Annotated in this window: 18 protein-coding genes and 1 pseudogene; 8 read left to right on the top strand and 11 right to left on the bottom strand. The window is 54.6% G+C overall.

All coding sequences use genetic code 11. The annotated features are described in order from the left end of the window. The first annotated feature begins 126 nt into the window (after window positions 1-126). A complete protein-coding gene (nepI, locus tag ACJBF3_RS19755) occupies window positions 127-1,317 on the top strand; it encodes a purine ribonucleoside efflux pump NepI (protein WP_045328635.1) in 1,191 nt (396 codons plus the stop codon). 48 nt (window positions 1,318-1,365) lie between these two features. Here nepI and ACJBF3_RS19750 read toward each other — a convergent pair whose 3' ends face one another. Continuing rightward, entirely contained in the window at window positions 1,366-2,271 is a 906-nt protein-coding gene (locus tag ACJBF3_RS19750) for an EamA family transporter (RefSeq protein ID WP_045328633.1), read from the bottom strand. Window positions 2,272-2,413: 142 nt separating this feature from the next. Beyond that, the gene (locus ACJBF3_RS19745; protein WP_045328632.1) at window positions 2,414-2,710 is read right to left on the bottom strand and encodes a YicS family protein; all 297 of its coding nucleotides are present in this window, start codon (window positions 2,708-2,710) and stop codon (window positions 2,414-2,416) included. Between the two features lie 141 nt (window positions 2,711-2,851). Between ACJBF3_RS19745 and ACJBF3_RS19740 the strand changes: the two genes are divergently transcribed. The 4 genes from ACJBF3_RS19740 to ACJBF3_RS19725 all read left to right on the top strand — a co-directional run bounded on the left by ACJBF3_RS19740 (window position 2,852) and on the right by ACJBF3_RS19725 (window position 6,100). Beyond that, a complete protein-coding gene (locus ACJBF3_RS19740; RefSeq protein WP_045328630.1) occupies window positions 2,852-3,271 on the top strand; it encodes a GNAT family N-acetyltransferase in 420 nt (139 codons plus the stop codon). Between the two features lie 146 nt (window positions 3,272-3,417). Further along, complete coding sequence (gene nlpA, locus ACJBF3_RS19735) at window positions 3,418-4,218, top strand: lipoprotein NlpA (protein WP_045328629.1); 801 nt, start codon at window positions 3,418-3,420, stop codon at window positions 4,216-4,218. A gap of 122 nt (window positions 4,219-4,340) precedes the next feature. After that, complete coding sequence (locus tag ACJBF3_RS19730; RefSeq protein ID WP_045328628.1) at window positions 4,341-5,120, top strand: MBL fold metallo-hydrolase; 780 nt, start codon at window positions 4,341-4,343, stop codon at window positions 5,118-5,120. Window positions 5,121-5,146: 26 nt separating this feature from the next. Continuing rightward, window positions 5,147-6,100 (top strand): GlxA family transcriptional regulator, encoded by a 954-nt coding sequence (locus tag ACJBF3_RS19725; protein WP_045328627.1) that lies wholly within the window; start codon window positions 5,147-5,149, stop codon window positions 6,098-6,100. A 28-nt stretch (window positions 6,101-6,128) separates the two neighbouring features. On the opposite strand, the gene ACJBF3_RS19720 is transcribed toward ACJBF3_RS19725, so the two are convergent. From ACJBF3_RS19720 to ACJBF3_RS19705, 4 genes are all read right to left on the bottom strand, one after another. Further along, window positions 6,129-7,217: an AAA family ATPase gene (locus ACJBF3_RS19720; RefSeq protein ID WP_045328626.1), complete on the bottom strand. Its 1,089-nt coding sequence runs from the start codon at window positions 7,215-7,217 to the stop codon at window positions 6,129-6,131. Between the two features lie 145 nt (window positions 7,218-7,362). Then, complete coding sequence (locus ACJBF3_RS19715) at window positions 7,363-8,322, bottom strand: DUF523 and DUF1722 domain-containing protein (RefSeq protein ID WP_032644378.1); 960 nt, start codon at window positions 8,320-8,322, stop codon at window positions 7,363-7,365. 102 nt (window positions 8,323-8,424) lie between these two features. Beyond that, window positions 8,425-8,835 (bottom strand): hydroxyisourate hydrolase, encoded by a 411-nt coding sequence (uraH, locus tag ACJBF3_RS19710; RefSeq protein ID WP_045328625.1) that lies wholly within the window; start codon window positions 8,833-8,835, stop codon window positions 8,425-8,427. A 99-nt stretch (window positions 8,836-8,934) separates the two neighbouring features. Continuing rightward, window positions 8,935-9,660 carry a MerR family transcriptional regulator gene (locus ACJBF3_RS19705; protein WP_045328622.1) on the bottom strand — a complete coding sequence of 242 codons (726 nt, stop codon included), beginning with the start codon at window positions 9,658-9,660 and terminating at the stop codon, window positions 8,935-8,937. 117 nt (window positions 9,661-9,777) lie between these two features. Here ACJBF3_RS19705 and ACJBF3_RS19700 point away from each other — a divergent pair, with 117 nt between their 5' ends. Beyond that, a complete protein-coding gene (locus ACJBF3_RS19700) occupies window positions 9,778-10,302 on the top strand; it encodes a lipocalin family protein (protein ID WP_033147067.1) in 525 nt (174 codons plus the stop codon). A gap of 4 nt (window positions 10,303-10,306) precedes the next feature. Here ACJBF3_RS19700 and ACJBF3_RS19695 read toward each other — a convergent pair whose 3' ends face one another. After that, on the bottom strand, window positions 10,307-10,744 hold the full coding sequence (locus tag ACJBF3_RS19695) for a hypothetical protein (RefSeq protein WP_045328619.1): 438 nt from the start codon (window positions 10,742-10,744) through the stop codon (window positions 10,307-10,309). A 112-nt stretch (window positions 10,745-10,856) separates the two neighbouring features. Between ACJBF3_RS19695 and ACJBF3_RS19690 the strand changes: the two are divergent. Beyond that, window positions 10,857-11,308, top strand: a pseudogene (locus ACJBF3_RS19690) (acetyltransferase). Window positions 11,309-11,341: 33 nt separating this feature from the next. On the opposite strand, the gene ACJBF3_RS19685 reads toward ACJBF3_RS19690, so the two are convergent. The 4 genes from ACJBF3_RS19685 to ACJBF3_RS19670 all read right to left on the bottom strand — a co-directional run bounded on the left by ACJBF3_RS19685 (window position 11,342) and on the right by ACJBF3_RS19670 (window position 14,150). Continuing rightward, entirely contained in the window at window positions 11,342-11,926 is a 585-nt protein-coding gene (locus ACJBF3_RS19685; RefSeq protein WP_223239947.1) for a hypothetical protein, read from the bottom strand. 10 nt (window positions 11,927-11,936) lie between these two features. Then, window positions 11,937-12,416: a type VI secretion system tube protein TssD gene (locus ACJBF3_RS19680; RefSeq protein ID WP_045328617.1), complete on the bottom strand. Its 480-nt coding sequence runs from the start codon at window positions 12,414-12,416 to the stop codon at window positions 11,937-11,939. Between the two features lie 211 nt (window positions 12,417-12,627). Beyond that, window positions 12,628-13,323: a hypothetical protein gene (locus ACJBF3_RS19675; RefSeq protein ID WP_045328709.1), complete on the bottom strand. Its 696-nt coding sequence runs from the start codon at window positions 13,321-13,323 to the stop codon at window positions 12,628-12,630. Between the two features lie 485 nt (window positions 13,324-13,808). Then, complete coding sequence (locus ACJBF3_RS19670) at window positions 13,809-14,150, bottom strand: SymE family type I addiction module toxin (RefSeq protein WP_045328613.1); 342 nt, start codon at window positions 14,148-14,150, stop codon at window positions 13,809-13,811. A 128-nt stretch (window positions 14,151-14,278) separates the two neighbouring features. On the opposite strand from ACJBF3_RS19670, the gene ACJBF3_RS19665 reads away from it, so the two are divergent. Next, complete coding sequence (locus ACJBF3_RS19665; protein WP_065365763.1) at window positions 14,279-14,452, top strand: YlcI/YnfO family protein; 174 nt, start codon at window positions 14,279-14,281, stop codon at window positions 14,450-14,452. The last annotated feature ends 28 nt before the right edge of the window (window positions 14,453-14,480 follow it).

Here is a 14,480-nt window from a genome sequence, read left to right as displayed (position 1 = left end):
CCTGCGGGCCGTAAATACCCCTCTCCGCCATAAAACGCCACAAAAGTTGTCTAAACGTTAAATCCGTCACACTTTTGATGATAAACTGCGCGACTTTTCCGCACGTTTTTATCTTCAGGTGATGCCATGACAGAACATATCCAGCCCTCGACCAGACCACAGACCAGCGAGGTTTCTCGCCCCAACTGGTCGGCGGTTTTTGCCGTGGCGTTCTGCGTTGCCTGTCTGATCACCGTTGAGTTTCTGCCGGTCAGCCTGCTGACGCCGATGGCGCAGGATCTCGGTATTTCCGAAGGCGTGGCGGGGCAGTCCGTTACCGTGACGGCGTTTGTCGCAATGTTTGCCAGCCTGTTTATCACCCAGGTGATTGGCACTATCGACCGCCGCAAAGTGGTCATTCTGTTCAGCGTGCTGCTGACGCTCTCCTGCCTGCTGGTCTCCTTCGCGGAAAGCTTTACCCTGCTGCTGCTCGGGCGCGCCTGTCTGGGGCTGGGGCTCGGCGGCTTCTGGGCGATGTCCGCCTCGCTGACCATGCGCCTGGTGCCCGCCCGTACGGTGCCGAAAGCGCTGTCAGTTATCTTCGGCGCGGTCTCTATCGCGCTGGTGATTGCCGCGCCGCTGGGCAGCTTCCTCGGGGGGATTATCGGCTGGCGTAACGTCTTTAACGCGGCGGCGGTGATGGGCCTGCTCTGCATCATGTGGGTGTGGAAAGCGCTGCCGTCGCTCCCGGGCGAAGCGGCACACCACAAACAGAACATGTTCGCGTTGCTGAAGCGTCCCGGCGTGCTGGCGGGAATGACCGCTATCTTCATGTCCTTTGCCGGGCAGTTTGCCTTCTTTACCTACATCCGCCCGGTCTTTATGACCATGGCGGGATTTGACGTGGATGGCCTGACGCTGGTGCTCCTGAGCTTCGGCATTGCCAGCTTTGTCGGCACCTCGCTGTCGTCGCAGTTCCTCAAGCGCTCCCTGAAGGTGGCGCTGGCGGGGGCGCCGCTGGTGCTGGCGGCAAGCGCTACGGTACTGGTGCTGTGGGGCAGCGACAAGTGGGTTGCGTCAGCGATTGCGATTGTCTGGGGCTTTGCCTTTGCGCTGGTGCCGGTGGGCTGGTCGACGTGGATCACCCGCTCGCTCGCCGATCAGGCGGAAAAAGCCGGGTCGATTCAGGTGGCGGTGATCCAGCTGGCGAACACCTGTGGCGCGGCCATTGGCGGCGTGGCGCTCGACCACCTGGGGCTGACCTCACCGCTGGTGATTTCCGGTACGCTGATGCTGCTGACCGCGCTGCTGGTGGCGGGGAAGGTAAAGGCGAAGTAATGCTTTTCTCCCTCTCCCGTGGGAGAGGGCTGGGGTGAGGGCATCAGGCTAGGCCGGGGCTTTCACCCGTCTTCTTGAATCCATCGAAATCAACACCACCGACGACACAATCAGCAGCGTTCCCAGCCAGTCCGGCACGGTGAACGCCACGCCCAGCAAAACCACCGACAGTAATGCGCTGCTCAGCGGCTCGGCGCAGCTCAAAATGCTCGCCTTCGGCCCGCCGATCATCTGCGCGCCTTTCAGGTACAGGCTGAACGTCAGCGCGGTACCGATCACCACCAGGTAGAAAAACGCCAGCAGCAGGCCGCCGTCAATCACGAAGGTGGTTCCGCGCCCGGCGTAGAACGGCGTCAGCATCAGTCCGGCAATCAACATGCTCCAGCCGACAATCGGCAGCGTGCCGTAGCGGGCGATCAATGTTGACGGGTAGGTGGTGTAAAACGCGGCGGCAAACGCCGAGGCGATGCCGAAGAACAGCGCGGCAGGCGAAATGGAGAGCGAGGTTGGATCGCCGTGGGTGACCAGCAGGAAAGTGCCAATCAGCGACGTCAAAATGGCCGACAGCACAAACACGCCGGGGCGCTTTTTTCGCGCCAGGGCAAACCACGCCACAATGATGGTCGGCGACAGGAACTGCAGCACGGTAGCTGTCGCCGCGTTGGATTTTTCAATCGTCAGCAGGAAGGTGAGCTGCACGGTGAGCGCGCCGACCAGCGAGAAAAACAGCAGGCTGAGGGCGTCTTTGCGATGTTTGATGACCGCGAAAATCTTGTCGCCGTGAACGAAGGAAAGCGTCAGCAGGATCACGCCGGTAAACAGCAGGCGAACCATGGTCAGGTAAGGTGAAGAGATGTGGCTTTTCTCCATGATGTACTGCGCACAAACCCCTGAACTGCCCCATAAAACGGCGGCGATCAGGACGTTCAGCATCCCTTTACGTGTGGAACCCATGTTCTCCCCTGCTATGCGTTGTCGTTAATCCGGTCAACAGCATAGCATGGTTGTCAGCGGCCTGATGCCCTCACCCTGGCCCACTCAAAACCGTAGGCCGGGTAAGCGCAGCGCCACCCGGCGAGAAGCCTGCGCCTAACCCTTAATAATCTTCCATACAATCCACCTGACCAACCGCCGCCCAGTAGGCATCGAGGTTGTCGCGCTTGACGGCGGTAACGGCATTTTTGATCAGCAGCTGATTGGCCTCGGATGACAAAATCATCTCCTGCCAGGCTTTATCGCTCTGCTTTTTCTGCGGCGTACAGGTTTTCTTAATATCTTTAAGGACCTGCTGCTTTATCTGCGCCTCTTTCGCCGGATCCTCTTTTTCCTGGGCATGGACAAACGCGGCGAAGAGCAGACAAACCAGCAGGCAGACCAGGTGCGCAGCTTTCATCAATAACCCCCTTAAGACGTCACAGGCTTCTCATGAAATGTATCGTTACATCCAGTGTAGCGACGCCAGTCGAAAGTATGAATTTTCTCCACGCCTCGTGTGTGAGATAGTGAAACGGCATCGAAAACAAGGAGAAAAAATATGCACTTGAGCATCACTGACGCCGTCACGCCGCAGGAAAAAGAAGAGTTACTGGTTGGCCTGAGATCCTATAACGGACAGTTCCTCGATCTGACGAACTTTAGCGGCGACATCGGCGTTTACGTACGAGACGAAAAGGGCGTGATGCTGGGAGGGTTGATCGGCGTGCGCAAAGGCGACTGGCTGAATATTGATTTTCTGTGGGTCAGCGAGACCGTGCGCGGATCCGGCGTCGGCAGCCAGCTTATCAAAACGGCGGAAAATGAAGCCAGACGCAAAGGCTGCAAGCATGCGCTGGTGGATACCGTCAGCTTCCAGGCGCGGCCATTCTATGAAAAACAGGGTTACCAGCTGCAGATGTCTTTGCAGGATTATCCGTATCCGGGCATGCAGCGACATTACCTGGCGAAGCCCCTTTAAGCCATAAACCCGTAGGCCGGGTAGCGCAGCGTCACCCGGCGATACACGCATATAACTTATCCTTCTTATTGATTCTTTTTCGGTTTTTATTCCACCGCCTCGTTGTCGATATAGTCACTACAACATTTAGCAAAAGGAACTGTCTTGTGAAACGTCGATTGGGTGCTTTGGTACTGGCTGGCCTGCTGCTGGCAGGGTGCGATCAACACGGCAGCGATGCCAAACACATTAAAGTCGGCGTCATCAACGGCGCCGAGCAGGATGTGGCGGAAGTCGCCAAAAAGGTGGCGAAAGAGAAATATGGCCTGGACGTGGAGCTGGTGGGCTTCAGCGGCTCGCTGTTGCCTAACGATGCCACCAACCAGGGAGAGCTGGATGCTAACGTCTTCCAGCACCGCCCGTTCCTCGCTGAGGATAATAAGGCGCATGGCTACAAGCTGGTTGCCGTGGCGAACACCTTCGTGTTCCCGATGGCCGGCTATTCCCGCAAAATCAAATCCGTCTCGGATCTGAAGGACGGCGCGACCATCGCGATTCCAAACGACCCGACCAACCTTGGCCGCGCGCTGTTGCTGCTGCAAAAGGAGAAGCTCATCACCCTGAAGCCGGGCACCGGGCTGCTGCCGACGGCGCTGGACATTACCGCCAACCCGAAAAAGCTGAAAATCATGGAGCTGGAAGGGGCGCAGCTGCCGCGCGTGCTGGACGACCCGAAAGTGGATGTTGCTATCATCAGCACCACCTATATCCAGCAAACCGGGCTGTCGCCGGTGCATGACAGCGTCTTTATTGAAGACAAAAATTCGCCGTACGTGAACATCGTGGTGACGCGCGAAGACAACAAAGACGCGGAGAACGTGAAGGAATTTATCCAGTCGTATCAGTCGCCGGAGGTGGCGAAAGCGGCGGAGACGATCTTTAACGGCGGAGCGGTTCCGGGCTGGTAAACGATCTTCCCGAAAAAACCGGTTTTAAATTGGCCCGATTCCATCGGTAATCGCCCTTAAACCCACAGCGGGGCCCGTGGCGGCGGCCTATCCTCCTTATCACACCCACCGGAGGATAGCCCATGAACATTACCCACATTCGCAACGCCACCCAGCTGATTACCTTCGCCGGCAAACGTCTTTTAATCGACCCGATGCTGGCGCCAAAGGGCGCTTATCCGGGCTTCCCCGGCACGGCGCATGCCGAACGCCGCAACCCGACGGTCGAACTCCCCGTTGACGTCAACACGCTGCTGGACGCCGACGCGGTGATTGTCACCCATACTCATGACGATCACTGGGATCGCGCAGCGGTAGAGCTGATCGCCAAAGACAAACCGATCTACGTGCAAAACGATCGTGACGCCGCGCTGCTGCGCAGCCAGGGGTTTAGCAACCTGACGGTCATGACCGATGCGACCACCTTCGGCGATATTCAGATTACAAAAACCCACGGCGGCCAGCACGGTACCGATCGCGCTTACGCCGTGCCCGAACTGGCGGAGCGGCTGGGCGAAGCCTGCGGCGTGGTGCTGCGCCATCCCGATGAGAAGACGCTCTATCTTGCAGGAGATACGATCTGGCGCGATGAGGTGGCGGCCGATCTGCAAAAACATCAGCCGGATGTGGTGGTGCTGAACGCGGGCTATGCCCACGTCATTGGTTTTGGGCCTATCATTATGGGCCAGGAGGATGTGCTTAACGTCCATTTCCTGCTGCCGCAGGCCAACATTGTGGCGAGCCATATGGAGGCGATTAACCACTGCCTGCTGACCCGCAGCGCGCTGCGTGAGTACGTCGAAGCCAACCAGGTAAGTGATGCGGTGAGTATTCCCGAGGACGGTGAAACCGTTATATTCTGAGTGTGTTAAAGGGAAAGGAGGGACCGATGTCGCTAATCAACGTCGCGATTGTCGCGGTAGACGGGTTCAGCCCGTTTCACTACTCCGTTCCCTGCATTCTGTTTGGCGAATCGGTCTCCGGCGAAAAGCGCTTTAACGTGACGATCTGCGCCGAAACGCCGGGTTTTCTCACTTCAAAAGACGGATTTTCCCTCAACGCCACGCGGGATTATTCTGCTCTCGGGCAGGCCGATATCGTTGTCGTGCCTTACTGGCAGCACGTCCTTGAACGGCCGCCCCAGACGCTGCTCGACAGCCTGGTACAGGCAAGAGACAGCGGCGCGGAAATTGTCGGGCTGTGTCTGGGGTCATTTGTGCTGGCCTATGCGGGGATCCTCGACGGTAAACGAGCGGCTACCCACTGGGAGTTCGAACGCCAGTTTCAGTCGCTCTTCCCTAACGTTCAGCTGGATATTAATGCCCTTTACGTGGATGACGGCAATATCATCACCTCCGCCGGAACCGCCGCCGCGCTGGACTGCTGCCTGTATATTATTCGCCAGCGCTTTGGCAGCGTGGTCGCCAACCAGATTGCCCGCCGGATGATTGTACCGCCCCACCGCGAGGGCGGTCAGGCGCAGTTCATCGCACAGCCGGTACCCAAAGATACCCGCGACGGACGCATTAACTGCCTGATCGACTACCTGCAGCAGCACATCACCGAACCGCATAGCCTGGACTCGCTTGCGGAGGTGGTTTCGATGAGCCGCCGCACGCTGACCCGTCATTTTATTAAAGCCACGGGGATGAGCGTCGCTGACTGGCTTACCGCCGAACGCCTGCGGCGTAGCCAGATCCTGCTTGAAGCCGGAAATATGCCCGTTGAAAGCGTGGCCGAGATGGTGGGGTTTAATTCCGCCGTCACCTGGCGACAGCAGTTTAAGGCGCGTTTTGGGGTCAGCCCGGCGGAGTGGCGTAAGACGTTTCGGACTCGTTTGTAGGCCGGGTAAGCGCAGCGCCACCCGGCGTTTACCCCAGCCTCTCCACCCGCGTCTCCCCCTCCGCCATCGACAGCTGATACAGCGAAAACGACCGCTGCTTCTCAATCAACTTCGCCAGCTCCGGCGAGTGGCTGGTGAGCCAGATCTGCGAGTAGCGGCTGGCCTCGGCGATTAAGCTCGCCAGCGCGGGCAGCATCTGCGGGTGAAGGCTGTTTTCCGGTTCGTTCAACGCGATAAACGCCGGAGGGCGCGGGCTGAGCAAGGCCACCGCCAGGCACAGAAAGCGCAGGGTGCCGTCAGAGAACTCCGCCGGTTCCAGCGGCCTGCTGAGCCCCTCGCGCTGCATCATCATCCGGAAGCGTCCGCCAGTGTTGTCGCTGTAAAACACGCAGCCGGGGAACGCCTGGTCAAGGATGCGCATCAGCAGCAGCTCGTCGCCAATCTCCACGATGGTCTGAAACGCGGCCGCCAGGTTGGCACCGTCGCTGGCCAGCACCGGAGAGCGGAAGCCGACCTGCGGGGCGCGCATCGCCGAGCCGATTGATACAGAAAACTCATGGTAAAAGCGCCAGTTACGCAGGGACTCGCGCATCTGCGACACTTCCGGGTAAAGATGCGGTTCGCCGAGCTGTCCGAAGACCGATTCGTTCTCGTACAGCGTGCCGCTGTGGGTCACCTTCTCGTGATGCACGTTATTCAGAAACACGGCCTGATTCTTACGCTTCATCAGCTGTGACGATGGGCGTCGATGCTGGCCGCTCAGCCAGATGGACTCCTCTTTGATCACCGGGTCGAGCTGAAACTGCGAGGGATACGGCAGCCTCTCCACAAACCCGACCTGCAGCTCATATTCGTAGGTCTCTGTTTCCACTGCCAGATTCATCCGCCGCAGCTGGTCGCTGCGGGTTTTGCCTGCCCAGAACACCTTCAGAATGCCGCCTTCGTTCGCCAGCGCCTGGGAGAACTGCCCCTGGGCGGCGCTGTGCATCAGGTGGATCGCCTTGTAGATATTGGATTTCCCGGTGCCGTTTGGCCCGAAGACGATGTTGAGCTGCTCCAGCTCCAGCGACATCTCGCGGATCGAGCGGTAGTTTTGGATGTGCAGGGTATTGATCACGGACAGGCCCCTTTTTGCAGAATAAGCCTGTATATAATCACAGTCTTTTAGGTAAAATGCAAAAAAGAGACGACAGTGAGGGTGTCGTCTAAACGGGGTACTGCTTTGGGCCTCTAAGGGTCAATGGGCCTTCGCATTTTTATGATCACTTGACTGCCAGACGCAGACCCAAATCATCAGGATAGGGATCAAAGTAGTTTTGCGTCATCAGATACCGGTCGGGGTATTCGGCCAGATAGTGTTTCAGCAGCGTGATCGGGGCAAGGATAGGCAACTGCCCGTTGCGGTAGTGCAGGATCACGTCGCGCAGCTCGCCGCGCTGGCGGGTGTTCAGCTGGTTACGGAAGTACCCCTGAATATGCATCAGCACGTTGGTGTGGTTCTTCCGCGAAGCCGGCTTTTTCAGGATGGTCATCAGCTTTTCCCGGTAGGCCACGAAGAAGGCGTCGAGATCTTCCCACTCGTGCAGCGTGGCAACGAACGGGCCGATTTCGCGGTAGCCCGCCTGATGGTGCGCCAGCAGCTGAAGCTTGTAGCGGCTGTGAAAGTCCAGCAGCGCGCGGCGGGTCAGGCCGTTGGCGCGAATCGTGTTCAGCTCATGCAGCGCAAAAACGCGCTCGACGAAGTTTTCCCGCAGCACCGGGTCGTGCAGGCGTCCATCCTCCTCCACGGGCAGCCACGGCCAGGTTTCAAGAAGGGCGGCGGTGAACAGCCCGACCCCCTCCTTGCGGCCCCGGTTGCCGTTTTCATCATACAGCCGCACGCGCTCCATGCCGCAGCTTGGGGATTTTGCGCAGACGATAAAACCGGCGAGATCGCCGATTTTCGGCAAAAAATCTGCCGTAAAGTCCGCCATTTTCTGCGTAACGTCTTCGTGAGGCGCGTGGCTGAAGCGCATCTGCGTTTCACCGCGGTCCGTCACGATCAGACGCAGCGCCGGGCGAGGCGTCGGCAGGCCAATGGCCATTTCCGGGCAGACGGGGCGGAAATTCACCCACTGGGCCAGCTCATCCATGACGAAGCCCATACGCTTGTGTCCGCCGTCAAAGCGTACGGCGGATCCGGTCAAACACCCGCTAATACCGAGCACAGGTTTCGTTGTCATGGTGTGGTCCTCCCGTTCATATACTTAAAACTTACACAACATGACTAATTTGTCCAAGTATTCGCGGAACTATTTTTTTTATTGCTTTAAAATCAATGCGTCTTAACTGCCCTTATAGGTCGAGTAACCGTACTGGCTCAGCAGAAGGGGGATGTGCAGCTTTTCGTTGGTGCGGGTGACGGTAAACAGCACCGGGATCTCCGGGAAGAAGGTCTCCAGCTTTTTGCCGTGGAAGTACTCTGCGGTTTTGAAGGTCACTTTATACACGCCGGGCTGCATGTCCTGATCCTGCGGATAGAGCGACTTGATGCGTCCGTCGTGGTCGGTTTTGCCGCTGGCAACCGGGGTCCATTTATCCTGCTGCTGCTTCTCCAGCGTAACGGTCACGTCGGATGGCGGCATCCCGGTTTGCTGGTCGAGAATGTGGACGCTTAGCGTGCCGACAGGGGCGCTAAAGGCGGCAGGGGCAAAGGCCATTGAGGCCAGGATCAGCAGAGGGGCAGTTTTTTTCATGGTGTTTTCCTGTGGAGTTGTTCATCACAGGAAAACGTTAGCATCTGCGGCGCGGGAAAATATTCAACTTTTCGTGAAGATTCCCGCAGGAGAAAATGATCAGAGGATAATCACTTCAAGCGATACCTGCTGCTGCCACTGCTCCAGCTGCTTTTTCCGCCCGGCGGTGAGCTTGCCGCTAGTGACCAGCACCCATTTGCGCTCCGGGAAAATCTCCGGTGCCAGCGCGTCAGGGGGAACCGGCAGGATATCGATCCGGTGGCCCTGCCCGGTGCGCGTTAAGGCTTCGAGCCAGATCTCGCACGGGTCGTTGAGGTGCCAGCCGCTGAGAAGAATATTGTCGCCCGGCGCTTTTTTATCGCCTTCGAGACAAAACGAGGTGTAGGCGATGATGATGCCGTCGAGGATCGCGCGCAGGGTCATGGCGGCGGCGACGTTAGCCGAGACCTGGCTGCGCAGCGGGCGCAGCACGTTCGCGACCAGCTCCGGCCTTGGGTACTCACGTCCGGCGTCATAAATCATCTGGCGCAGGGACTCGACTTTACCGTCCTGCAGGCGCTGCAGCATGTTCTGCTGCAGGGTTTGCCAGTTGTTGGTCCGCCCCGGCGTTGGGCGTTCCAGCAGCGGTTTAACCTGGCCAATCGGGACGCCTTTTTTGACCCAGTCGAGGATTTTCAGCGCCTGCTGGACGTCCGCATCGCTGTACTGGCGATGGCCGCCTTCCGTGCGCTGTGGCTTGAGTAAACCATAGCGACGCTGCCACGCCCGCAGGGTGGTGGCGGTAATGCCGCTGAGTCTGGCGAATTCGCCGATGGAGTAAGCCATGTCCGTGTCCAGAGTGGAGGAATACTCTCAATATACTACGAATTTTCCCGAACGGGATGAAGTGCCGAAACGGTGCACTACACTTAACATCCAACCGTGCAAATGAAAGGAATTCTCATGAAGCTATGGCCTGTTGTGACCGGTGTTGCCATTGCCCTGACGCTGGTCGCCTGTAAATCCCCTACGCCGCCGAAAGGCGTGCAGCCCATTTCCGGTTTTGACGCCAGCCGCTATCTCGGCAAATGGTACGAGGTCGCTCGCCTGGAAAACCGCTTTGAGCGCGGTCTTGAGCAGGTTACCGCTACCTACGGCAAGCGCAGCGACGGCGGGATCAGCGTGCTCAACCGGGGTTACGATCCGGTGAAAAACAAGTGGAACGAGAGCGAAGGGAAAGCGTACTTCACCGGCGAGCCGACCACGGCCGCGCTGAAGGTCTCCTTCTTCGGCCCGTTCTACGGGGGGTATAACGTGATCAGGCTGGACGACAAGTACCAGTACGCGCTGGTCAGCGGCCCGAACCGCGATTACCTGTGGATTTTGTCGCGCACGCCAACCATCCCGGATGCGGTGAAGCAGGATTACCTGAACACCGCGCGCAGTCTGGGCTTCCGGGTTGACCAGCTGGTCTGGGTGAAGCAGTAGCGCGCTAGCTGCACATGTCGCTAAACGGTCCGCGCGGGCAGGGACGCAGGATGACGTGAACCGAATCTTCCTTCAGCGTATACATGCCGCCGAAAAACGGATCGACGATCAGCCAGCCCGGCACGCCCAGGAAGATGACGTTCCCCAGCGTGTACCAGCGGCTAAAGCGGTACGCCAGCGGCATGCTGGCAGAGTAGTAGCCTGGCTGCCTGAGCGTGAGCGAGTACTCGCGCTTGCCGAAATAGCTGCCGTCGGATTTCTTCAGCGCGAGGGTTTTCGGCGTGACGCCGGTGGCGGTGATGGCGCCGGTGCGGTCGATGACTGCAAACGGGACGTTGTCCGGCGTGCTGCTGATGGTGACGGTTTCTTCATTGCTGCCGAAGATGGCGGCACAGCCGGTCAGCATCCAGGTGGTTAACATCAGTAGGGTGAGTTTTTTCATCGGGGCGCTCCGTATCGTTATCGATCCAGAGCGACACGGAAAGAGGGAAAGTTAAGTGGGTGGAAGCGGAGAATAGGTTGATTTATCACAGCGAGCCGAAGATGATCCCCGCATGAAAATTGAAACCGCAGTGTCTGAACAGTTTGAACGTCTCGTCGCGATCTGGGAATCCTCCGTGCGCGCCACCCATCACTTTTTACAGGAAAGCGATATTGCGGCGCTGCGTCCGCTATTGCTCAATGCCTATCTGCCCAACCTCAACGTTTTCATTGCCCGTGATGAAAAGGGCGTTATTCACGGCTTTTTCGGTGTCGATGAAAACCGTATTGAGATGCTGTTTGTGGATGACACGAGCCGGGGAAAAGGCGTCGGTAAACTGCTGCTGCAACACGCCATCGCAGCGTTCGGCGCGAATGAAGTCGACGTGAAGACGTGAATGAGCAGAACCCCCATGGCGTCGCGTTTTATCGCCATATGGGGTTTAAGCAGGTCGGACGCTCGGAACTGGACGGGCAGGGGAATGCGTTTCCGTTGCTGCATATGCGGTTGGGTGGGCAGGCTTAACACCCTCTTCACCAGGAAGAGGATGTCAGCAATCTAGTTACTGGTAATTTGCCCAATGATTACCCCACGCACTTTTTCGCCATCGAAGTAATAAGAGACCGTATTACTCTGGATGAATCCATTCTGTACAGGTGTTTCCTGATAAAAAAGCACCGCTTTCTTTTTGACGATCTCTTTCCTGCCAAACAATTTAACTAAATTTCCGTGAGTAGCATTCAACAATGGAACATTGGCGACTGAGACGCTGACAGGTTCCGTAGTTTTTGCACACTCTTTATGGGTGCCATCCCTAGCTATTACTAGCGCAGTTAACAATCCTGCACCCATTTCGTTATCGGAAATGAACCAGTAATTCGTGTCATCGTCGTCATGAAGGCAGACCCAGCGTGCGGAACTGTCTTTATTGACTGGTGTGCTGGAGATGTCTGCCAGATGAATATCCTCCATTTGCACGGTTTTCTTACCGATGGTAATAGTGGGATAGAGGGGCACTTCTGTGGGTTCTTCCGACGTTGTTCCATCATCCTGATAATATCTGGCTGCGAAGCCGGACATTTGGGCTGCTGATGTATTTTGAACCAGGAATAGAAGTGCAGCCAAAATTAACAGTACTTTCATTTTAGATACCCTAATACGTAGCTCGGTTATTCCATTCGTCAGTGTAGAGAATGTTCCCATCGCAATGCTTCCATGTAATCTTCTCGTACCGGAGTTGAATATCTTCGAGATGCGTGCTCGTCAAGCCGGTGGGATGCAGCAGGGGTGATATAGAGGTGATCTTCACGTTCTCCATTATCATATTGAAATACTCACTCTCAACGCCCTGGTCAATAATTCGATACATTTTCAATTCTGCTTTTTTTAATATTCTTCCTTCACACATAGCACGATATAAAACAGGCGTTGCAGCATCAAATTCCTTATGCAAATTTAAGGGGGAATGAACTCTCGTGCCTGTCAAACGACCAGTATGCGAGCTCTCAGGGATCCATACCTGATGGATAACTGAACGGATTTCAAACGATCCTAATCTCGCTGGCAGTAAGGATGGACCAACTATGGGCGAGCCATTTTCATCAAACAACCACAGATGTGCGGGAATTGACATAATTTACTCCTGTTAAATAGTAATTATCTTTTTTTGCGTGAAAGGATATAGAGGCCTACAATAACTACAACTGACCATGTTGCATTCATTGCGATTTTTTCGGGTAGCCAGGTTACGGCAAATAGTGCAAATATTATGACGAATAAAAGGGGAGTTGCGCCTCTAAGGAAAAATATGAGTTGGCCTTTTAGCCAGTCTTTAATAGCTTTAATCATCCCTTTATCATCCTTGAAATCGCGTATGCAATGTCGCTGTCTGAAGCATAGGCTTGGTTAAGTATGGGGGACCTCATTATTATGGGCTCAATCAAGAAAAACATCATATCAAGCTCTTCCTGATAAAGGAGATTATAATAATAAGCATTATAGTTTTTTAGATGGTTGGCGCTTCTGGATGCTTGCTCAACGATGCCATAAACTTTTAAACCAAGGACAGCATAAGTAGAAAACGATGTGATCTTTTCTTTCATCCAAATGTTGGTATGAACACTACTACAAATTGCAATAGTTGCCGAATATATAAAAGCCTGGCTGGAGAGCATCGATGATGAAATTGATACGCCCAAGTACATAAGATTTCGTTGTATGTTATGTATTCTTTTTTCACTCTTGTTGCTTAATAGACTTTTAATATAAATATAGAGCATCTTAAAGATAACTTCTCTGTGTTTTATTAACTGGACGATACCTATCAAAAATCTTGAGTCTTCTTTGCGTAATCGTAAACATACGTCCTGATAGTTTTCAGTAAAGCACGAAAGTTGATAGCTTAATCGTGTTGCCCCATCATCTAACAGCTGTGCTTGCTTTAATACTTCATCTTTTACGCCAGTTAAGGCATGTTCTAACTTTAAAGCCAATATTTTATGAGCATCTATTGATGTTATTAATGAGTCGCTATAATACATATTGCACTCTTTAACAGTAAACATAGGTACAAGTTTCTATTAATATTGGAGTTCTGCTGTGATGCATATCGCAATAATTTATCTTTAATAAAAAATACAGATATTTTAACCTTCGCATTATATTTATTGTGAATAATTGTTGGCTATTAATTTAGATATTGTATGAGCGTGAGAATGAAGGGGTTAGATCCGTTGTTAGCCGTATGGCCGGTAAAGGTGAAACTGGGTGCCACGAGCTGAGCGTAACTACGAGTGTTGCTTTGAGATTGTAGTGATTTCTCACTGGAAATTTGATGTCTCCTTTCATGACCAACTACCCGGAATTTCCGGCTAGTTGGATGCTGATCAATTCGCCATCAGAAATTCTATTTATGAGATACTAATTGATGGTTCGAACAGGGAGATTGGGTTGCGACTTTCTCTGCATGTCCTCTCCCATCTACATCGTCTAACGCGCCCGGCGGGTTGTATGCCAGAAACAGTCGCTAAACCAGGTGGCTTGTATTTAATTTTGCGAGGCGCTTTCCTGGACGCGGAGCTTGGATCGCTGCAAGCGCGTCCTCTATCTCAATAAGCTTCGCCTTCGTCCGCTTATAATCATCCTGTAACCGCTGCTCCTGCTCGTTATACGCCACCAGAACGATGCACCCTTTCATCACCTTGACCGTGACCTGCTGTCCAGTATCAAAACCCGCCGCGCGCAGCCATTTGCCGGACAGAATGATATTGGGCGTGGATTTGTCGAAAACATTCGGGCGATATCCCACAATTAACGAACGCTCGGTTCCGGATTGGTCGGTGTCTGGGGTAGAATGCGAATCAGCCATAATCAACTCCTTGATAGTTGGTGAGGTTAGACGCCCTTTAGTGCTCCAACACTGCTGGGCGTTGACAGAATTTCGAATCCATGTGGTAGGTACCACATGCAGATAAACTAACCGAAGTGGTACCTACCATGCAAGAAAAAAAGAAACCAAATTTTGACCGCACCAAGAGCACGATGAAGAACATCCGGTTCGAGGATGAGCTTTTGGAGCAGATTGAGAAGGCTGCGGGGAAAGGAAATTTTAGTAAGTGGGTTAAAGAGGCTTGTTGGGAAAGGCTAAATTTAAAATCAAAAAAGAGGTAATACTACCTCTTTTTTATATGTTTATTTT

This window comes from Enterobacter sp. PP-008-ECC_S150, assembly GCF_045257065.1.
GTDB classification, from domain to species: Bacteria; Pseudomonadota; Gammaproteobacteria; order Enterobacterales; family Enterobacteriaceae; genus Enterobacter; species Enterobacter chengduensis.
The sequence above is the reverse complement of the archived record's forward strand: the minus strand, read 5'-3'. Positions and strand labels throughout refer to the sequence as shown.